20 protein-coding genes are annotated in these 18578 nt (G+C 69.6%); 6 read left to right on the top strand and 14 right to left on the bottom strand.

All coding sequences use genetic code 11. The features are described from left to right. Positions 1-5 precede the first annotated feature (5 nt). From H6693_06915 to H6693_06895, 5 genes are all read right to left on the bottom strand, one after another. The gene (locus H6693_06915; protein ID MCB9515910.1) at positions 6-1649 is read right to left on the bottom strand and encodes a TrkA family potassium uptake protein; all 1644 of its coding nucleotides are present in this window, start codon (positions 1647-1649) and stop codon (positions 6-8) included. Between the two features lie 21 nt (positions 1650-1670). Further along, complete coding sequence (locus tag H6693_06910; GenBank protein ID MCB9515909.1) at positions 1671-3101, bottom strand: NAD(P)(+) transhydrogenase (Re/Si-specific) subunit beta; 1431 nt, start codon at positions 3099-3101, stop codon at positions 1671-1673. Between the two features lie 2 nt (positions 3102-3103). Beyond that, on the bottom strand, positions 3104-3394 hold the full coding sequence (locus H6693_06905) for an NAD(P) transhydrogenase subunit alpha (protein MCB9515908.1): 291 nt from the start codon (positions 3392-3394) through the stop codon (positions 3104-3106). A 20-nt stretch (positions 3395-3414) separates the two neighbouring features. After that, a complete protein-coding gene (locus H6693_06900) occupies positions 3415-4560 on the bottom strand; it encodes a Re/Si-specific NAD(P)(+) transhydrogenase subunit alpha (GenBank protein ID MCB9515907.1) in 1146 nt (381 codons plus the stop codon). A gap of 155 nt (positions 4561-4715) precedes the next feature. Further along, positions 4716-5153, bottom strand: coding sequence for a CBS domain-containing protein (locus tag H6693_06895; GenBank protein MCB9515906.1), 438 nt, complete (start codon positions 5151-5153; stop codon positions 4716-4718). A gap of 170 nt (positions 5154-5323) precedes the next feature. Between H6693_06895 and hppD the strand changes: the two genes are divergently transcribed. The 4 genes from hppD (at position 5324) to H6693_06875 (ending at position 9222) form a co-directional block, all read left to right on the top strand. Then, positions 5324-6412 (top strand): 4-hydroxyphenylpyruvate dioxygenase, encoded by a 1089-nt coding sequence (gene hppD, locus H6693_06890; GenBank protein ID MCB9515905.1) that lies wholly within the window; start codon positions 5324-5326, stop codon positions 6410-6412. An 84-nt stretch (positions 6413-6496) separates the two neighbouring features. Then, positions 6497-7366: a fumarylacetoacetate hydrolase family protein gene (locus H6693_06885; GenBank protein MCB9515904.1), complete on the top strand. Its 870-nt coding sequence runs from the start codon at positions 6497-6499 to the stop codon at positions 7364-7366. 81 nt (positions 7367-7447) lie between these two features. Then, the gene (locus tag H6693_06880) at positions 7448-8599 is read left to right on the top strand and encodes a homogentisate 1,2-dioxygenase (GenBank protein MCB9515903.1); all 1152 of its coding nucleotides are present in this window, start codon (positions 7448-7450) and stop codon (positions 8597-8599) included. Between the two features lie 2 nt (positions 8600-8601). Next, on the top strand, positions 8602-9222 hold the full coding sequence (locus H6693_06875) for a flavin reductase family protein (protein MCB9515902.1): 621 nt from the start codon (positions 8602-8604) through the stop codon (positions 9220-9222). A gap of 9 nt (positions 9223-9231) precedes the next feature. Here the strand turns inward: H6693_06875 and H6693_06870 are convergent, their stop codons facing one another. From H6693_06870 to H6693_06855, 4 genes are read right to left on the bottom strand one after another with little or no spacing between them, the layout of a single operon-like run. Continuing rightward, positions 9232-9867 (bottom strand): hypothetical protein, encoded by a 636-nt coding sequence (locus H6693_06870; protein MCB9515901.1) that lies wholly within the window; start codon positions 9865-9867, stop codon positions 9232-9234. A 2-nt stretch (positions 9868-9869) separates the two neighbouring features. Continuing rightward, the gene (locus H6693_06865; protein MCB9515900.1) at positions 9870-10715 is read right to left on the bottom strand and encodes a hypothetical protein; all 846 of its coding nucleotides are present in this window, start codon (positions 10713-10715) and stop codon (positions 9870-9872) included. A gap of 28 nt (positions 10716-10743) precedes the next feature. Continuing rightward, the gene (locus tag H6693_06860; GenBank protein ID MCB9515899.1) at positions 10744-11373 is read right to left on the bottom strand and encodes a hypothetical protein; all 630 of its coding nucleotides are present in this window, start codon (positions 11371-11373) and stop codon (positions 10744-10746) included. Positions 11374-11379: 6 nt separating this feature from the next. After that, positions 11380-12603 (bottom strand): hypothetical protein, encoded by a 1224-nt coding sequence (locus H6693_06855; protein MCB9515898.1) that lies wholly within the window; start codon positions 12601-12603, stop codon positions 11380-11382. A gap of 200 nt (positions 12604-12803) precedes the next feature. Here H6693_06855 and nadA point away from each other — a divergent pair, with 200 nt between their 5' ends. Continuing rightward, complete coding sequence (nadA, locus tag H6693_06850; GenBank protein MCB9515897.1) at positions 12804-13775, top strand: quinolinate synthase NadA; 972 nt, start codon at positions 12804-12806, stop codon at positions 13773-13775. An 8-nt stretch (positions 13776-13783) separates the two neighbouring features. On the opposite strand, the gene H6693_06845 is transcribed toward nadA, so the two are convergent. Both H6693_06845 and H6693_06840 read right to left on the bottom strand, forming a co-directional pair. Then, on the bottom strand, positions 13784-14401 hold the full coding sequence (locus tag H6693_06845; protein ID MCB9515896.1) for a thioredoxin family protein: 618 nt from the start codon (positions 14399-14401) through the stop codon (positions 13784-13786). Between the two features lie 3 nt (positions 14402-14404). Next, positions 14405-15274 (bottom strand): hypothetical protein, encoded by an 870-nt coding sequence (locus H6693_06840; GenBank protein ID MCB9515895.1) that lies wholly within the window; start codon positions 15272-15274, stop codon positions 14405-14407. A gap of 141 nt (positions 15275-15415) precedes the next feature. Between H6693_06840 and H6693_06835 the strand changes: the two genes are divergently transcribed. After that, on the top strand, positions 15416-15931 hold the full coding sequence (locus H6693_06835; GenBank protein MCB9515894.1) for a hypothetical protein: 516 nt from the start codon (positions 15416-15418) through the stop codon (positions 15929-15931). Between the two features lie 74 nt (positions 15932-16005). Here H6693_06835 and H6693_06830 read toward each other — a convergent pair whose 3' ends face one another. From H6693_06830 to atpG, 3 genes are read right to left on the bottom strand one after another with little or no spacing between them, the layout of a single operon-like run. Next, positions 16006-16272, bottom strand: a complete 267-nt coding sequence (locus tag H6693_06830) for a F0F1 ATP synthase subunit epsilon (protein MCB9515893.1) — start codon at positions 16270-16272, stop codon at positions 16006-16008. Further along, positions 16265-17683, bottom strand: a complete 1419-nt coding sequence (gene atpD / locus H6693_06825) for a F0F1 ATP synthase subunit beta (protein ID MCB9515892.1) — start codon at positions 17681-17683, stop codon at positions 16265-16267. The genes H6693_06830 and atpD overlap by 8 nt, the downstream gene beginning before the upstream one ends. A gap of 34 nt (positions 17684-17717) precedes the next feature. Next, complete coding sequence (gene atpG / locus H6693_06820; GenBank protein ID MCB9515891.1) at positions 17718-18578, bottom strand: ATP synthase F1 subunit gamma; 861 nt, start codon at positions 18576-18578, stop codon at positions 17718-17720.

Below are 18578 nucleotides of genomic sequence, written 5' to 3'. Positions count from 1 at the left end.
GCCCGTCACACGCCGTAGTCCGCCTGGAAGCGCTCCACGCCCTGCTGGCTCCCGCAGATGAAGACCGCGTCCTCCGCCGCGAAGCGGAAGTCGGGCTCGAAGTTCGTGAGCAGGCTGTCGCCGCGCTCCACCGCCACCACCGAGCAGCCGGTGCGGGCGCGGACGTCCAGATCCGCCGGGTGACGCCCGACCAATGCCCCGGCCGGCGCCTTCAGTAGCTTCAGCTGGGGATCCAGCTCCAGGGCCTGCCGACCCAGCAGCCGGCTGACCAGCAGGCTGCCCGCCACCTGGCTGAAGGACAGCGCGAAGTCCGCCCCGGCGCGGTGGATCTTCTCCAGATTCTCGGCCTCGTTGACGCGGGCCAGGATCGGCACGCTGTGGCTGCGGTCGCGGATGATGACCGTGGCGAAGAGGGTCGAGACGTCCGAGTCGATGGCCAGCACCACGGCCTGCGCCCTGTCCAGCGTGGCGGCGCTCAGGGTCGCGGGGTCGAGCACGTCGCCCACGGTATCCACACCGGGGCCTTCCCGTCGATCGATGACGCGCACCGTCTCCCCGGCCTGCCGGAGCAGCTCCACCACCTGCGCGCCCACCTCGCCGTGTCCCACCACGAGGACCGGGCCGCCGTGCGAGACGGGCCGCGCCCCCGCCTCGAGACGCACCAGCGCCTCCAGGCTCTCGTGGGAGCCGGCCACCACCAGGATGCCGCCGGGCTGAAGGATCATCTCCGGCCCCGGGCTCGTGATGAGCCTGCCGCCCACCCACTGCCCGATCACGATCGCCCCCGTGCGCGCGCCGACGGCCGCCTGCCGCAGGTCGAGCCCCGCCAGACGGCTGTCCGCGCCCACGCGCAGCTGGAAGACCTCCAGCTTCTCGCCGAGCTGATGCGCGCCGGCCAGGGTGGGGCTCACGCGCTCGCTGGCCCGGGCGGCCAGGGCCACCGCCAGCAGCTGGCGCGGCGCCAGCACCTCGCTGCTGCCGGCCATGCGCATCACGTCGAGGTAGGTGGGATCCCCCACCAGGGTGATGATCTCGCCCCCGTAGCCGAGCTGCCGCGCGGCGAGCGCCAGCGAGGCGTTCTCCTCGTCGCTGCCGCCCGCGATCAGGCTGCGCGCGCGCAGGAGTCCCGCGGCGAGCAGCCCCTCGTCGTCGAGCTGACGGTGGACCACCGCATGGCCCTGGTCGAGCAGGCGGCGGGCCTCGGTCTCGTCGCCCTCCAGCACCAGCACCTGCTGCCCCGCGCGCTCCAGCTCGCCGAGCACGGTGCCGATGGCCCGGCTCTGGCGGAAGATCAGCACGTGGCCGTCGGCCTCGGGCGCCGACACGGGCAGGCGCTGCTCGAAGCGCGACTCGAAGAAGGGGACGAGATAGAGGGGAAAGACCGACAGCAGCAGCGTGAGCCCCGAGAGCTGCAGAACGATGACGAACAGGTTCATCAGGGGGTGCTGCCAGCCGGCGTCGCGGCCGTAGCCGGTGCTGGTCAGCGACTCGAAGACGACCTCGAGACTGGGCCAGAAGCCGCGCGGCGAGTGCTCGAGATGCTCCATGCCCAGCATGTAGAGCCGGGCCGCGCCGAGAATCAGCAGCAGCACCACGCTCAGGTGCAGGAGGAAGCGCCGACGCATCGAACCCTGCTGCTTCGCCGTCATCGATCCTTCGCGCCCCGCGATCTAGAGCTCCTTGACAGCCGCCACCATCTCCAGGAAGGCCTTCTTGCCGTCGGCGAAGAACATGAGGCAGTTCTCCGCCGCGAAGAGCGGGTTGGGAATGCCCGCGAAACCCGGGCTCAGCGAGCGCTTCACGACGATCACCGTGCGGGCCTTGTCCACGTCGATCACGGGCATGCCGGCGATGGGGCTCGACGGATCGGTGCGCGCGCTGGGGTTCACCACGTCGTTGGCGCCGACCACGATCGCCACGTCCACCTGCTCCATGGTGGGGTTGATCTGGTCCATCTCGATGAGCTTGTCGTAGGGGACGTCCGCCTCGGCCAGCAGCACGTTCATGTGGCCGGGCATGCGGCCGGCCACCGGGTGGATCGCGTACTCGACCGACGTGCCGCGGGCCTCCAGCAGGTTGCCCAGGTCGCGCACCGCGTGCTGCGCCTGGGAGACGGCCATGCCGTAACCCGGCACGATCACCACGCGGCTGGCGCCGTCGAGCATCATGGCGATCTCCTCGGCGCTGGTGGACTTCACCTTGCCGCCGTAGACCTCGTCCGCGCTCGCGGTCTCGCCGCCGGCCATGACGCCGAAGAGCACGTTGCCCAGGGAGCGGTTCATGGCCTTGCACATGATGTTGGTGAGGATCAGGCCCGAGGCGCCCACCAGCGAGCCCGCGATGATGAGCACGTTGTTGCTCAGCACGAAGCCAGTGGCAGCGGCCGCCAGTCCCGAGTAGCTGTTCAGCAGCGCGATGACCACCGGCATGTCGGCGCCGCCGATGGGAATCGTCAGCGTGACGCCGAGCACGAGCGAGAGCCCCGTCAGGATCCAGTAGTAGATCGCCGCGCTGGGATCGCGCACCAGCATGGCCCCGCAGACGATCGCGCCGAGCAGGAGCAGCGCGTTGAAGACCTTCTGGCCGGGGAAGCTCACGTTGCCCTTGAAGGCGACCTCGGCGAGCTTCAGGTAGGCCACCAGGCTGCCGAAGAAGGTGACGCCGCCGATGACGCCGGCCGCGCCCGTGGCGATCATGGCCTGCAGGCCCGTCCCCGACAGCTTGCCGGTGACGAGGAACTGCTCCAGGTCCGCCGCCGGCAGCGCGATGCCGAGGTCGTAGACGGCCGCGCCCGCCACCAGGATCGACGCCAGGCCGCCGAAGCCGTTGAAGAGCGCCACCATCTCGGGCATGCCCGTCATGGGCACCCGCTTGGCCATGACGGCGCCGATCGCGGAGCCCACGACGAGGCCCACGATGATCCACGTGAAGCTGACGATGTGCGCGTCCAGCAGCACGGCGATCACGGCGAGCAGCATGCCGAACGCGCCGATCTTGTTGCCGCGCACGGCCGACCGCGGGTGCGTCAGGCCCTTGAGGCCGAGGATGAACAGCACCGACGCCACCAGGTAGGCCAGCTTGATCAGGATCTCCCTGTCCACGCCTAGTTCTCCTTCTTCTTGAACATCGCCAGCATGCGGTGCGTGACCATGAAGCCGCCCACCACGTTGATGGTGGCGAACACCACCGCCGCCACGCCCAGCCATGTCACGAGGGGATGGCCGCCCTTCTCCGAGCCGGCCGCCAGGAGCGCGCCGATCACCGTGATGCCGCTGATGGCGTTGGAGCCGGACATCAGCGGCGTGTGCAGCGTTGGCGGCACCTTGGTGATGATCTCGAAGCCGACGAAGATCGCCAGCGCGAAGAGGGTGAGAATGCTGAGGAAGTCCATGATCGCTCCTTGTGCGGCGCGGGTCAGCTCAGCAGCGCCTTGACGCGCTCGTTCACGACCGCGCCGCCCTGGGTGACGAGGGTGCCGTCCACGATCTCGTCCGCGCGGTCGATCGTGAGCTGGCCCTCCTTGACCATGTTGAGCAGGAAGTTGGCGACGTTCTTGGCGAACATCTGGCTGGCGTGGAAGGGCACGTCGCTGGGCAGGTTGGGCGGGCCGAGGATGCTCACGCCGCCCACGACGGCCGTCTCGCCCGGCTGCGTCAGCTCGCAGTTGCCGCCGCGCTCGGCGGCCAGGTCGACGATCACCGACCCGGGCGCCATGCCCTTCACCATGTCGGCGGTCACGAGGATCGGCGCGCGCCGCCCGGGCACGGCCGCCGTGGTGATGACCACGTCGCTGTCGGCGATCACCTTGCTCAGCAGCTCGCGCTGCTTGGCCAGGAACTCGGCGCTCTGCTCCTTGGCGTAGCCGCCGGCGTCCTCGGCGCCCGCCGTGTCCAGCGGCAGCTCGACGAACTTGCCGCCCAGGCTCTCCACCTGCTCCTTGACCGCCGGGCGCACGTCGTAGGCGTGAACCACCGCGCCGAGCTTGCGCGCGCTGGCGATGGCCTGCAGGCCGGCCACGCCCGCGCCCATGATGAAGACGTGCGCCGGCGTCAGCGTGCCCGCCGCGGTCATCATCATCGGGAACATGCGGGGCAGGCGCTCGGCGGCCAGAATGACGGCGCGGTAGCCGGCCACGGTGGCCATGGAGGACAGCACGTCCATCGCCTGGCCGCGGGTGATGCGCGGGATCAGCTCGAGGCTGAAGTGGGTGGCGCCCGTCGCGGCGATCTTGGCCGCGGCCTGGGGGTTGCCCAGGGGGTCGGACATGCCCACGAGCACCTGGTCCTTGCGCAGCAGCGGCAGATCGCTCTCGCCGGCCTCGGGATTGGCGCCGAGGCTGCGGACCTGGACGATCACGTCGGCCTGCGCGAAGAGCTCCTCGCGGCTGGCCAGACTCGCGCCCTTCTCGGTGAAGGCCCCGTCCACGATGCCGGCCGCTTCGCCGGCGCCGCGCTCGACGCGGAGTTCCGCGCCGGCCTTGATCAGGGGCGCCATGTTGGCGGGCACCATGGCGACGCGGCGCTCGCCGGGGAAGGTCTCCTTGGGAATGCCGACGATCATGGCGCACACATCCTCTCGCTTCGTGCCCTCGCCGACCCTGCCCGCGCGGGGCTGTCCGGCAGGGCGCGCGCAGGCGTCAGGGCGAACTGGAACCGCGCCAGTTTAGGCGGGCCCTTCGAGGGCATCAAGGGATTTCCCGGCCGCCCGCCCCGCGTTCAGGGGGAGGTGCCGTAGAGGTAGTGATAGAGGTGCTCGATGGTGTGCTCGTGCTCCTTGGCCTCGAAGGCCATCAGGTCGCCGGCGGTCACGATGCCCTGGAGGCGGCCCTCGTCCACCACCGGCAGGTGGCGGACGCGCAGCTCCGTCATGACCGCCTTGCACTCCTCGAGGCTCGACTCCCGCTTGCAGCAGGCCACGGGCGTGGTCATCACCGCGTTGACGGCCGTGGTGGCGGGGTCCAGGCCCACGGCCACGACGCGCGTGAGGATGTCCCGTTCCGAGAAGATCCCGATGACGTCGTCGCCCTTGAGCACCACCAGGCTGCCGATGCGCTGGCGGTTCATCTCGCGGGCGGCCTCCAGAACGGTGGCCGACTCGCCGATGGAGGAGACGGCCGTCCCCTTGCGTTCGAGGATGTTCTGCACGCGCTTCATGCGTCCTCCCTGCGGTTGCGGTTTTCCTGTTCCCTGCCGCAATGCTTGAGCAATCCTAGGTCCGAAACCCTGGTCTGGCAAGCGATTTGGGGTCTTGCGCGACCGCCGTCACCCTCGTAAGCTCGCCCTACCCGAACAGCGACCCCTCACGCCAACCCCGGGAGCGCCCGATGTCCGTGGAACCCATCGCCATCAAGTCCATCCACCACGTCGAGATCTGGGCCGGCAACGCGAAGCAGGCCGCCTACTACTATCGCAAGGGCTTCGGCTTCAGCCAGATCGCCTACGCGGGACTGGAGACCGGCCTCAAGGACCGCACGTCCTACTGCCTGGGGGAGAACAAGGTCCGTCTGGTGCTCAGCACGCCGCTGGACGAGCACGGCGTGATGAACGACTTCCTGAACCGCCACGGCGACGGGGTGCGCGACATCGCCTTCCTGGTGGACGACGCCGACCGCGCCTTCGCCCTGGCCGTCGAGCGCGGCGCCGTGCCGGTCAAGGAGCCGGTGGACCGCAGCGACGAGCACGGCACGGTGCGCCACGCCGCCATCCACACCTACGGCGACGTGATCCACAGCTTCATCTCCATGAAGGACTACAAGGGCTGCTTCCTGCCCGGCTACCGGGAGCAGCGCATCGACGAGCCCGGCTTCGGCTTCAAGGTGATCGACCACATCGTGGGCAACGTCGAAGAGGGCAAGATGGAGTACTGGAAGGAGTGGTACGAGCGCGTCCTCGGCTGGACGCAGTTCCTCTCCTTCGACGACAAGGACATCTCCACCGAGTTCACCGCCCTGCGCTCCAAGGTGATGAGCAGCCCCACGGCCAACATCCGCTTCCCGATCAACGAGCCGGCCAAGGGGCTCAAGAAGAGCCAGATCGAGGAGTACCTCGACTTCAACAAGGGCCCCGGCTCGCAGCACATCGCGCTCCTGACCGGCGACATCATCGAGACCGTGCAGAAGCTGCGCGCCGCCGGCGTGGAGTTCCTGAGCGTGCCCGACTCCTACTACACGATGCTGGGCGACCGTGTGGGCAAGATCGACGAGGACCTCAAGGTCCTCGCCCCGCTCGGCATCCTCGTGGACCGCGACGACAAGGGCTACCTGCTCCAGCTCTTCTCGAAGCCGGTGGAAGACCGGCCGACGCTCTTCTTCGAGATCATCCAGCGCAAGGGCTGCAACAGCTTCGGCAAGGGCAATTTCCGCGCGCTGTTCGAGTCCATCGAGCGCGAGCAGGCGAGCCGGGGCACGCTCTAGCTCGCGGCGGCCGCGTGGGGGCAGAGCGTGCGCCTGTTCAATTATGCACACAGGGGTAACGAGGGGGGCCGCGTCGGCGTCTGGCTGAACGGCGCCGGCCACGACCTCGCGGCCCTGCTCGGCGAGGACACGGACGGCCCCCTCGGCGCCCACAACGTGGGCCGCCTCCCCGCCTGGCGGGACGCGCTCGTCGGCCTCGGCGCCGACGCCCGGGCCGAGCGCGCCCTCGCGCCGGGCAGCTTCCGCTGGCTGCCGCCCCTGCTCCCCGCGGCCACCTTCCGCGACTTCTACGCCTTCGAGCAGCACGTGGCCACCGCCCGGGCCCGGCGCGGGCTGGAAGTGCCGGAGGCCTGGTACCGCTTTCCCGTCTTCTACTTCTCCAATCCGCACACGCTGCGCGGGCACGAGGCCACGATCGACGTGCCGCCCGACGGCGAGTGGATGGACTTCGAGCTCGAGATCGGCGCCGTGCTGGGCGTCGGCGGCCGCGACCTCTCGCCCGACGCGGGCGAGGCGGCCATCGCCGGCTACTGCGTGCTCAACGACTGGAGCGCGCGCCGTGTGCAGCGCGAGGAGATGAGCGTCGGCCTGGGGCCCGCCAAGGGCAAGGACTTCGCCACCTCCCTCGGTCCGTGGCTCGTCACCCCGGACGAGCTGGCCGACCGCCGGGAGGGCAAGGGCTACGACCTCGGCATGAGCGTGCGGCGCAACGGCCGCGAGCTGAGCCGTGGCAACTGGCGCGACATCCACTACTCGTTCGGCGAGATGATCGCCCGCGCCTCCCGCGGCGTGGACCTGCAACCCGGCGAGCTGATCGGCAGCGGGACGGTGGGCGGCGGGTGCATCCTCGAGCTGGGGCCCGAGGCCGCCGGCGGCTGGCTCGAGCCGGGCGACCGGGTGGAGCTCGAGATCGAGCGCCTCGGCGTGCTCGCGGGCACGGTCGCGGCGAGCTAACGGGCGCCGCCAGCGCCCGGTTTACACGGACCGCCCTTTGGGTCACACTGCGGGTCACCCCTCAGCCAACCGGAGGCAGCGATGCCCATCTACCACCGCCTGGGGACGATCCCCCGCAAGCGCCACACGGTCTTCAAGGCCGAGGACGGCGGCTACCGCTACGAGCACCTCATGGGCAACAAGGGCTTCACCGGGCCGGCGTCGCTCATGTACCACCTGCGACGTCCCACGCGGCTCCGCGAGGTGCGGATCCGGGAGCAGCTGAACTGGGAAGCGGACCCCGATCTGCGCATCCGCCCGCGTCACCTGCGCCTGCATCGGCTGCCCGTGGGCGGGAGCCCCGTGCTGAACCGCACGCCCGCCCTCTTCAACCGCAGCGTCGCCGTGTCCTTCGTGCAGCCGGACACCGTCGACGACTTCTTCTACCGCAACGCCCAGGGCGACGAACTGCTCTTCCTCGCCGACGGCAGCGGCCGGCTCGAGTCGACCATGGGCACGCTGCGCCTGCGGCGTGGCGACTACGTGGTCATCCCCCGCGGGATCATCCACCGGCTGGTGCTGGACGGGCCCGCGCGGATCCTGGTGATGGAGGCGACCGGGTTCATCGAGACGCCGGCGCGCTACCGCAACGAGTACGGCCAGCACCTCGAGCACAGCCCCTTCTGCGAGCGCGACTTCCGCCTGCCGGAGGAACTGCCCGTTCACGACGAGACGGGCGAGTTCGTCATCCTGACCAAGCAGCACAACCTGCTGCAGGAGGTCGTGATGGCGCACCACCCCTTCGACGTGGTGGGCTGGGACGGCCACTACTACCCCTGGGCGCTGAACATCGAGGACTTCGAACCCATCGTGGGCCGCCTGCACCAGCCGCCGCCCGTGCACCAGACCTTCCAGTGCGACGGCTTCGTGGTCTGCTCCTTCGTGCCGCGGCTCTACGACTTCCATCCCGAGGCCGTGCCGGCGCCCTACAACCACAGCAACGTGATGACCGACGAGATCATCTACTACGCCAAGGACGAGTTCATGAGCCGCAAGGGCATCGAGTACGGCTCGGTGACCCTGCACCCGGACGGCACGCCGCACGGGCCGCATCCGGGCACCATGGAGAAGTCCGTCGGCGCGAAGCAGACCGACGAGCTCGCGGTCATGCTGGACACCTTCCGCCCGCTGCACGTGGCCAAGCCCGTGCTGGGCGTGGAGGATCCGGACTACCTGCTGAGCTGGCTGGAGTAGCCGTGGCCGACTTCGATCTGGCCGCCATGGAGCGGCGGGACGTCTACCAGCTGCTCACGCGGGTCGTGGGGCCGCGCCCCATCGCCTTCGTGAGCAGCCTGGATCCGGCCGGGCGCGGCAACCTGGCCCCCTTCTCCTTCTTCGCCATGGGCGGTCTCAATCCGCCCAGCCTGGTCTTCTGCCCGGTGAACACGCGGGACGGGGCGGTGAAGGACACCGTGCGCAACGTCGAGACCGCGGGCGAGTTCGTCGTCAACGTGGTGACGCGCGCCATGGCCGAACGGATGAGCCAGGCCTCCTGGAGCTATCCCCCCGAAGTGGACGAGTTCGACGCCGCCGGCTTCACCCGCGCCCCGGCCGTCCGCGTGAAGCCGCCGCGCGTGGCCGAGAGCCCGGTGGCCATCGAGTGCCGGCTGCACCGGATCGTCCGCCACGGCGAGGGGCCGCTGGCGTCGAACTACGTGATCGGGGAGGCGGTCTTCGTCCACGTGGACGAGTCCGTGCTGAGCCCGGACGGGCCCGACGCGCGGAAGCTCGACCTGATCGGTCGCCTGGGCGGGGACTGGTACGCGCACGCCGCGCCCGAGGCGCTGTTCACGCTGCCGCGGCCGGACAAGGGTTAGCGGGGCGGATCAGAACAGCTTGCCCCAGAGTCCCACGAAGTAGTCCCGCATGAAGATCACGCGCTGCACCAGCAGCGCCACGCGCCCCATGACGGTGAGGCCGAAGCCGGCGCCGAAGCCGATCATCAGCGTGTAGATGCCGGCGCGGCTCATCACCTTGAGCGCACCCGTGTGGGGACGGGAGAAGAAGAAGTAGGCCAGCGCGCAGATCACGCCGAGCAGCGAGAGCGTGAAGTTGACGCTCTGCCAGACGCCGCTCACCGGACGCAGCGTGCCCTCCACCTGCAGGAAGACCGAGGTCTTCCAGGCGAGGGGGATGAAGATGCCCGTCGAGATGCCCACGTAGAAGCCGAGCGCGTAGCGGCTGAGCCAGCCCAGGCGCGGCGACAGGCGGAACCACATCATCATGCCGAGCAGCACCGGGAAGATGTAGTACCACTGGTGCTCGTGCACGATGGGCAGGATCACCTTGTCGTGGAAGCCCTGGTGGTAGAGGAGCATGGTCCAGTAGCCCGTGGCCACGCCCACCCAGAGCCGCTCGGCGAACTTGTAGAACGGATTGTCGCCGTAGAGGAACGAGAAGATCGACAGGGTCAGGTAGACCGCCAGGCCCTGCCAGAGCACGTCACCCCAGCTCATGTCCACGCCTAGCGCCTCCCCGCTGCGGCCCGTCGCTGGGCGACGTAACCCACGTTGGCCACGACCATGGCCAGGATGATCAAGAGGTGGCTCGTCACCTGGTAGGGCATGCCGCGCGAGGCCTCGCCCGGCGTGCCCTCGAGCCGCTCGTACTCCGCCGCGCCCTTGACGCCAGGCAGCAGCCCGAAGACCTGCTCCGACTGCAGGTAGGGGTAGTAGTCCGAGGCCATCACGCCCGTGACGCCCAGCGCCACCGGCACGCCGTACTTGGCGTTGCCGTACTGGATCCACATGTCGGCCACGTTGCCGCCGGCGAGGCTGACCACGCAGGCCACGTCGTCGTAGTTGTGGATGTCCTCCATCATCGGGATGTCGTCGACGGGCGTGCCGTAGTAGTCCGTCGGGAAGGGCACGCGGTAGTCGGTGCCCATGGCGAGGATGGTGATCGCGGGATAGGGCTTGTAGCCGAGGAAGGTGTAGTCCTGGCCGTTCACCTTGCCGTAGTCCCCCGCGACGCGCGTGATGAGCTGGTCGGCCATCGCGGGGCCGAACTGCGAGAGCGCGGTGACGACCAGGCGGACGTCCTTGGCGAAGCACTGCCGCATGATGGCCTCGGCCATCGGGTGCAGCTCGGCCAGGGTGGACGGGTCGTAGTCGATCGCGAGGTGGACCACGTCGCCGGGCTTGAGGTCCTCGATGAACCCATGGACCGCCCGCACCTCGCCCGAGATGCCCACCGGCACGCTGAAGGACCAGATCGCCGGGATGATCACCACCAGCGCCATGAGCAGGTAGATCCAGCGCCGGTCGATGTCCAGCAGCCGGTCGAACCAGTGCCGCGTGTCGCCGTTCATGCCGCCCTCACTCCCGCGCGGGTTCGCATCAGTTGTCGCCTCCCATGTAGCCGCGCTCGATGCCCAGGACGATCTTCATGCTGTAGGAGATCGCGCCCAGGCCCACGCCGATGATGATGGCCCGCTTCGCGGCCATGTTCGGCACGGCCAGGATCCACTGCACCAGCGCGCTGTTCCAGCTCGAGAGCGGGCCGGGCAGCGGGATGATGCGCAGCATCACGATGAAGGCCGTCCCCAGCAGCACCGTGGCCAGCAGGGTGCGCACGCGGAAGGCGCGATAGGCCGCGCTGGCGATGTAGAAGGCCAGCATGGAGAAGATCGTCGCCTGGCAGGGGATCATCACGTACTCGAAGAGATTCTGCAGGAGCGTCCCCTCGTCCGTGAACTGCGAGCGCTTGAGGCCGGAGAAGACCATCACCAGGAACCCGATCAGGGTCGCCAGCGAGTAGAAGCGCTCCTTGCGGCTCTTGATGGCCTTCATCAGCGTGCCGCGCATGAGCGAGAAGATGCCCAGCGGCAGCGCGAGGATGCCGATCACGATCACGAAGTCGTTGGCGTAGGTGAAGAGGAACTCCGACGCCTCGTGCGGCACGAAGTACTGCAGCACCATGATGATGCCGGTCACGAAGACGATCAGGATGGGTATCTGCTTCTTCATGGCTCCTCAGACCGGCGTGCGCACGAGCTGGAGGATCCCGTCCCAGTGCGCCAGGGTGAGCGCCAGGATGCCCACGATGATGATGACGATGATGACCACCTTCGCGTAGTCCTGCGCCTTGAGCGGGCCGATCTGCGCCGGCTCCTGGGAGAGGTAGGCGCTGGCCGCGTAGAGCTCCTCGCCGATCAGCGTGTAGTCGGTGGCGGCCACGAAGAAGGGGATCTGCGAGATCTGGTCGGTGCCGGAGATCTGGATGGCGCCGGTGCCGCTGCCGGTCTCGGCCAGCAGCAGGCTCTCGGCGTGGAAGACGCCCATGTAGAAGCAGGTCGCCGGCTGCTCGCGCTGCATGAGGCCGTTCACCGCGGCCACGTAGGGGAACTGCATCGCCGACACGTAGCTGATGTTGTCGGGCTTGTAGACCTCCGGGCGGCCGGCCTGGACGTAGGCCTCCTTCACGACCTCCTGCCCCATGGCCAGCATCACCGGGTCGTTGACGGGCACGAGGATCGGCGTCTGGTACTCGGCCGTGCGGCGCGCCACGCGCGAGAGGATCGTGTAGCCCGCGATCGTCGCGATGTCGCTGGCCGTGCCCGTGCCCAGCACGTAGAGGATGGGCGTGCCCATCTCCGTGGCGCGGCCGATGGCCTCATCCACCGCGCTCAGGCCGGGGATCGGACGGATGTAGAGCTCCCGCCCCCGGCGCGAGCGCGCGATGAAGACCATCACCGCGACGCCGAAGGCCAGCGTGGCCACGAGGATGTTCGTCTTGCCGGTGTGGAACCAGTTGCCCACGCCGACGCCGGTGGCCGGCTTGGTCCAGGCCGTGACGCGCCCGTCGCCGGCACGTCCCCGCACGCGCAGCAGGACCGGCTCCCCCACCGGCACGTAGGCGGGGTTCGGCTCGCCGTGCTTGCTGGGATCGGGGTCGAAGTAGACGAAGCTCGCGCCACCCCGCGGCTCGGTGCCCACCTGGAACCAGGCGCTGTCCGGCGCGGCGACGCTCGGTCCGCGCCAGACCTCGTAGACGAGCAGCAGGCTGTCGTCCGGGGACGGCGTCCAGTGCAGGAGCACGCCATGGCCGTTGTCGTTGGGATTGTCGCCGACAGTGAGGCCGGTGGGTGGACGCAGCGCGGCGGGCGCGTCCTGGGCGAAGCTGGGGGCGGGGAGGCACGCAATGAGCGTGAGCAGCAGCGCGACGAGCGCGCCCGGTCGCAGTTCCCGTGCGGGCATGGGCCTCCCTTCCATCACCGCGATCGCTGGCCCGGTGGGCCAACCACCACGATCGCATCATGTCAGCGGCCCGGAGCGCTGACAAGCGTTTTGTCGCCGGGCTCGCTCGGGTCCTCGGGAAAGCCTTCTCAAGCTCGCTTTGCCCCTTGTGCGGCGTCAGGCGCCGCCTATGATTGAGACGTCGGAAGGAGGCGAACGCCATGCTGTCGCGCACGACCACCCTGGATCAGAAGCTGGCGGGGATCCCCCCGTGGCTGGACCTGGAAGCCGAGATCACGCGGTTGCGCACGGAGCGCAAGGCCGTGATCCTCGCGCACTACTACCAGGAAGCCGAGATCCAGGACCTCGCGGACTTTCTCGGCGACAGCCTGGCGCTGGCCCAGGCCGCCCGGGACACGGACGCCGAGGTCATCCTCTTCGCCGGTGTTCATTTCATGGCCGAGACGGCCAAGATCCTGAACCCCGAGCGCACCGTGATCGTGCCCGACATGGACGCGGGCTGCTCCCTCGCCGACGCCTGCCCCGCCGACCAGCTCGCCGCCTGGAAGGCCGAGCACCCCGATCACCTGGTGGTGGCCTACATCAACTGCAGCGCGGGCACCAAGGCGCTGGCGGACATCATCTGCACCTCGGGCAACGCGGAGAAGGTGGTGAGAAGCCTGCCGCCGGAGAAGCCGGTGCTCTTCGTGCCGGACCGCAACCTGGGCGGCTGGCTGAACCGCACGCTCGGCCTGTCGATGGATCTGTGGCCGGGCACCTGCATCGTCCACGAGACCTTCAGCGAGCGGCAGATCCTCGAGGAGAAGGCGGCGCACCCGGAGGCGCTGTTCATCGCGCACCCCGAGTGCGAGCCGCCGGTGCTGCGGCACGCCGACTTCGTCGGCTCCACCGCGCGCCTGCTGCGCTTCGTGCAGGAGAGCGAGGCCGCGAGCTTCATCGTGGGCACGGAGACGGGCATCCTCCACCAGATGAAGAAGCTCGCCCCGGGCAAGACCTTCATCGCCGCCCCCTACGAGGAGGGCGGCTGCGCCTGCAACGAGTGCCCCTACATGAAGCTCAACACCCTCGAGAAGATCTACCTCGCCCTGCGCGACCTGGAGCCGCGCATCGAGATGGACCCCGACCTGATCCGCAAGGCGCGGGTGCCGCTCGAGCGGATGCTGGCGCTCTAGGCTTCCGGCTAGCCCTTGTCCCCGTACTTCACCGAGCAGCCGTAGGGCTTGCTGCTGGCCACGGCGATGTCCTCGCCGGCCAGCAGCTGGTTCAGCGCGGCCGCCACGTAGTTCTCGCCGAGGTCGCCGCCGGGGTTGGGCGCGTCGTCGATCGCGCCGTCGTAGCGCACGATGCCCTTGGCGTCGATGACGAACATGTGCGGCGTGGTCTTCGCCGCATAGGCGCGGCCCACGTCGCCGGACGCGTCCAGCAGGATCGGAAAGCTGACGTCATAGTCCTTCGCGGCCTGCTGATTGCGCTCGAGACCCGCCCCCTGCTTGCCGGGGGCGCCCGAGTTGATCGCCAGCCAGACCACGCCCGACTCGGCGAAGTCGGCGAAGGTGTCGTCCATCGTGTGGTGCGCCTCGTGGTGCTTCTTGATGAAGGGGCAGTCGGGATTGAACCACTCGAGCACGACCACGTGGCCGGCCTCCAGGTAGTCGGCGAGGTGGTGTTCCTTGCCGGCGAGGTCCGTCAGCGTGAAGTCGGGCGCCGTGTCGCCGACTTCGAGGGCGCCGGCGAGAACCGGGAGGGTGAGACCGAGCAGCGCGAGGGCGAGCGCCGCGAGAGGAAAGCTGCGGGGCATCGATCACTCCTTGGTTGGGGGCGACTCCGCGGAGGCAGTCGCGCCGAGGGGGTGGTCCAGAAGATAGTGCCTGCGTTCGCCGTCGGCCAGCGCGGCCAGGATGCCCCGCAGGCGGCCGGCGGCCATGGCCCCGCCCTTGAGCCGGAGGTTGAGCCGATCGCCGATGGCCTCGCCGTCGGCCAGGGGATTGCTGAGGACGATGCAGTCGAGCGCGGGATAGAACGCGAGTTCCTCGGCGCCGTCCAGCGCGACCAGCACGCTGCGCTCGCCGCGGGCGATCGTGAGGCCGGCCTGGCCGTTTGCCAGCGGGATGGGCAGCGCCTCCCGCACCGCCTCGATGCGCGCCGCGGCGGCCGAGGCCAGCGGCGGCTGCCCGGCGGCCCGCAGCGGCAGGTGCAGGCTGAGCGAGTCCGAGCCGAAGCGGCAGGCCTCGCGGCACGCGACCCAGTCGACCTTGCCACGGAGCGTGTAGCCGTCCTCGGCGGGCGCGGCGCTGGGCAGAAGCAGGGCGGCCGTGAGCAGCAGGCGCCGCGGGTAGACGTGATCGAGGATGTCCCCCGGCGACACCAGCCGCTCGGGGGCGGGCCACTGCCATTCCTCCAGCCAGCGGGCACCCTCCGGAAGCGCGAGGCTGGGCTCGGGCGGCAGGCCGCTGTCGTTGAGCCCGCGCCAGTAGAGGTGCCAGCCGGCCGCCGGCTCCAGGAGCAGGCCCAGGAGCAGCGTGTCGCCGGGCGCCGCGGCCTGGCGGGAGGCCAGGAGCAGGCTGCGCACCGGCGGCGCCGCCGAAGCCGAGGGCGCCGCGGGGGCCGGCGCGGTCTCCTGCGCGCCGGCCGTGCAGGCAAGGGCAAGCCACAGAATCAGTTGCCGGATCATCGCGCCCTCCCAGGCTGGGCCTCCACTCTAGCCTGCGGCCCGCGCGCGGGCAAGCGCTGGCCGCCCTTGTGGCGCCCCCCGGGAAACTGGTAAGATTGACCTTTCACCGGAGCCGAACCCCCACCGCGAGGACACGACATCATGAGGACGAACAGCATTCGCAGCGCGGGCATGGCCCTGGCCCTGCTCTTGGCCGCCTCCTCGGCCCTGGCCGCCTTGCCCGCCGGCAAGGTGCTGGTGGTCGAGGCGACCGCCATTGAAGGCCTTGCCGCCGTGGAAGGTCCCATCGACAGCACCTTCGTCAGCAGTTTCTCGCTGACGGACGGAAGCCTGAGCATCGACAGGAAGGCCCTGGGAACCCTGGACGGCGTCGAGACCCTCTTCCTGGTGGAGCATCGACTGGACCAGCCGGCCAAGAACGGCCTGCTGCGGCGCTTCACGCAGGACGTGCGCGCGCTCGGCGCGGCGGGCGGGGCCCTCGACCTTCTGCCCGCCCTCGAGCTGGAGTACCAGCTCGCCACGCTGGACGACGGGAGCGTCGGCCTGCTGGGCGACGGCGGCCGCCTCTTCGCCGAGGAGGGGACGAACGACCCCTACCTCGTCTGGCGCATCGACGGCCTGCGTCTCATGGACCGCGACCTGATTACCCTGCGCTAGTCCGAAGCACCCTCCAATGCCAAGCCCCCGCTGCCTCGCAGCGGGGGCTTCGGCATGGTCGCAGGCTGTCGCGGCTACTCGCCCGAGGCGATGCCCTCCACCAGCACCGTGCACTGGTTGCGCGCCACCAGCAGGAAACCGCCGGTGATGTCCGCGCTGTAGAGCGGCTGCTTGGACTCGTTCGCCAGGAGCAGCGGCCCCTCGAGCAGGCGCACCAGGTAGGGCGCGTGGCGCGGGAGGATGCCGAAGCGGCCCTCCCAGCCCGGACCCTTGAGGCTGGCCGCCTCGCCCTCGAAGACCACGCCCGTGGGCGCGACGATCTTGCAGTGCAGGCTAGGCACTGGACGCCTCCAGCTGCTCGGCCTTGGCCGCCGCGTCCTCGATGGTGCCGACGTAGAGGAAGGCCTGCTCCGGCAGGTGATCCCACTTGCCCTCCACCAGCTCGCGGAAGCTGCGGATCGTGTCCTCCAGCTTGACGTACTTGCCCTGGAAGCCGGTGAACTGCTCGGCGACGAAGAAGGGCTGGCTCAGGAAGCGCTGGATCTTGCGGGCGCGCTGCACGGTGAGCTTGTCCTCCTCGGAGAGCTCGTCCATGCCGAGGATCGCGATGATGTCCTGCAGGTCCTTGTAGCGCTGCAGGGTCATCTGCACCGCGCGCGCCACGCGGTAGTGCTCCTCGCCGAGCACCTGGGGGTTCATGATGCGGCTGGTGGAGTCCAGCGGGTCCACGGCGGGGTAGATGCCCAGCTCGGCGATGGGACGGCTGAGCACCGTCGTGGCGTCCAGGTGGCTGAAGGTCGTGGCCGGCGCCGGGTCGGTGAGGTCGTCCGCCGGCACGTAGATGGCCTGCACGGAGGTGATGGCGCCGCCCGTGGTCGACGTGATGCGCTCCTGCAGCTCGCCCATCTCCGTCGCCAGGCTCGGCTGGTAGCCCACGGCGCTGGGCATGCGGCCCAGCAGCGCGCTCACCTCGGAGCCCGCCTGCGTGAAGCGGAAGATGTTGTCGATGAAGACCAGGACGTCGCGGCCGCCGGACATGTCGCGCAGGGCTTCGGCCATGGTCAGGCCGGTGAGCCCGACGCGCAGACGCGCGCCCGGCGGCTCGTTCATCTGCCCGTAGATGAGCGCGGTCTTGTCGATGACGCCGCTCTCCTTCATCTCCAGGTAGAGGTCGTTGCCCTCGCGGGTGCGCTCGCCCACGCCGCAGAAGCAGGAGTAGCCGCCGTGCTGCTTGGCGATGTTGTTGATCAGCTCCATGATGACGACCGTCTTGCCCACGCCCGCGCCGCCGAAGAGGCCCACCTTGCCGCCGCGCACGTAGGGCGCGAGCAGGTCGATGACCTTGATGCCCGTCTCGAAGAGCTCGCTCTTGGGCTCGAGCTTGTCGAAGCTGGGGGGCGGCATGTGGATCGAGCGGGTGCGCGTGGCCGCGACGGGGCCGAGGCCGTCCACCGGCTCGCCGAGCACGTTGAAGATGCGGCCGAGCACTTCCTCGCCCACGGGCACCGTGATCGGCGCGCCCGTGTTGACGGCCTCCACGCCGCGGATGAGTCCATCGGTGGAGCTCATGGCCACCGCGCGCACCTGGTTCCGCCCGATGTGCTGCTGCACCTCGGCCGTGAGCTTGATGCGCCGCCCCTCGATCTCCGTGTCGATGGTCAGGGCGGTCATGATCTCCGGCACCATCCCCTCGGGGAACTCCACGTCGAGGACGGGACCGATGACCTGGACCACTTTTCCGTTCGCGCTCATGCTCGCTCCTCGTTCCACGTGACAGCGGCGGTGCCTACTTGAGGGCCTCCGCGCCGCCGACGATTTCCAGCAGTTCCTTGGTGATCTGGGCCTGGCGCGCCTTGTTGTACGACAGCGTGAGCGTGTCGATCATCTCCTTGGCGCTGTCCGAGGCCGCCTTCATGGCCGTGCGCCGCGCGCCCTGCTCGCTGGCGGCCATCTCCAGCAGGGTCCGGAAGAAGCTGCTGCGCAGGAAGAGCGGCAGCAGCTCGCCGAGCAGGTGCTCGGCGTCCGGCTCGAGAATGAAGTTGGGCTGCGGGCCGTTGCTCTCCACCGGCAAGGTCAGCGGCAGCACCTTGTCCAGCGTGGCCGGCTGTTCGGCGGCGTTCTTGAAGCGCGGGTAGGCCACGTGGACCTCGTCCACCTCGCCCGCGAGGAAGGCCTCGCTCAGCATGCCCGCGAAGCGGTCGGCGTCCTCGGGCTGCGGCCGGTCGCTGAGGTCCGTGCTGCTGTACTTCACCTTCCGGCCGACGAAGCGCAGGTAGCCTGTGCCCTTCTTGCCCACCACGTAGATGTCCACCTCGCGGCCGGCCGCCTCCTGCTCCCTGGCGAAGCGCACGGCCAGGCGGAGGATGTTCGTGTTGATCGCGCCGCAGAGACCGCGGTTGGTGGTCAGCACGAGCAGGGCGACGCGCTTCACCACGGCACGCGAGGCGAGCAGCGGGTGCGACTCCGCCTCGCCCGCGGCCACCAGCGCGAGCATCTCGGGCAGCGTGGCCGCGAAGGGGCGCGCGGCGGCCAGGCGGTCGACGGCGCGCTTGAACTTGCTCGTCGCCACCATCTCCATGGTGCGCGTGATCTTGTGCGTGCTGGTGACGCTCTTGATCCGCTTCTGGATATCCTTGGCGCTGGCCAT

It is taken from the genome of Candidatus Latescibacterota bacterium, assembly GCA_020633725.1.
GTDB lineage: Bacteria > Krumholzibacteriota > Krumholzibacteriia > JACNKJ01 > JACNKJ01 > VGXI01.
This window is presented reverse-complemented; position numbering and strand designations above follow the sequence as displayed.

Bases quoted from the DNA above. Each gene is read 5' to 3' on its own strand.
- H6693_06840 (MCB9515895.1), bottom strand. From the start codon at position 15,274: ATGATCCGGCAACTGATTCTGTGGCTTGCCCTTGCCTGCACGGCCGGC.
- H6693_06845 (MCB9515896.1), bottom strand. From the start codon at position 14,401: ATGCCCCGCAGCTTTCCTCTCGCGGCGCTCGCCCTCGCGCTGCTCGGT.
- H6693_06895 (MCB9515906.1), bottom strand. From the start codon at position 5,153: ATGAAGCGCGTGCAGAACATCCTCGAACGCAAGGGGACGGCCGTCTCC.
- nadA (MCB9515897.1), top strand. From the start codon at position 12,804: ATGCTGTCGCGCACGACCACCCTGGATCAGAAGCTGGCGGGGATCCCC.
- H6693_06855 (MCB9515898.1), bottom strand. From the start codon at position 12,603: ATGCCCGCACGGGAACTGCGACCGGGCGCGCTCGTCGCGCTGCTGCTC.
- hppD (MCB9515905.1), top strand. From the start codon at position 5,324: ATGTCCGTGGAACCCATCGCCATCAAGTCCATCCACCACGTCGAGATC.
- atpG (MCB9515891.1), bottom strand. From the start codon at position 18,578: ATGGCCAGCGCCAAGGATATCCAGAAGCGGATCAAGAGCGTCACCAGC.
- H6693_06915 (MCB9515910.1), bottom strand. From the start codon at position 1,649: ATGACGGCGAAGCAGCAGGGTTCGATGCGTCGGCGCTTCCTCCTGCAC.
- H6693_06860 (MCB9515899.1), bottom strand. From the start codon at position 11,373: ATGAAGAAGCAGATACCCATCCTGATCGTCTTCGTGACCGGCATCATC.
- H6693_06865 (MCB9515900.1), bottom strand. From the start codon at position 10,715: ATGAACGGCGACACGCGGCACTGGTTCGACCGGCTGCTGGACATCGAC.
- atpD (MCB9515892.1), bottom strand. From the start codon at position 17,683: ATGAGCGCGAACGGAAAAGTGGTCCAGGTCATCGGTCCCGTCCTCGAC.
- H6693_06880 (MCB9515903.1), top strand. From the start codon at position 7,448: ATGCCCATCTACCACCGCCTGGGGACGATCCCCCGCAAGCGCCACACG.
- H6693_06835 (MCB9515894.1), top strand. From the start codon at position 15,416: ATGAGGACGAACAGCATTCGCAGCGCGGGCATGGCCCTGGCCCTGCTC.
- H6693_06900 (MCB9515907.1), bottom strand. From the start codon at position 4,560: ATGATCGTCGGCATTCCCAAGGAGACCTTCCCCGGCGAGCGCCGCGTC.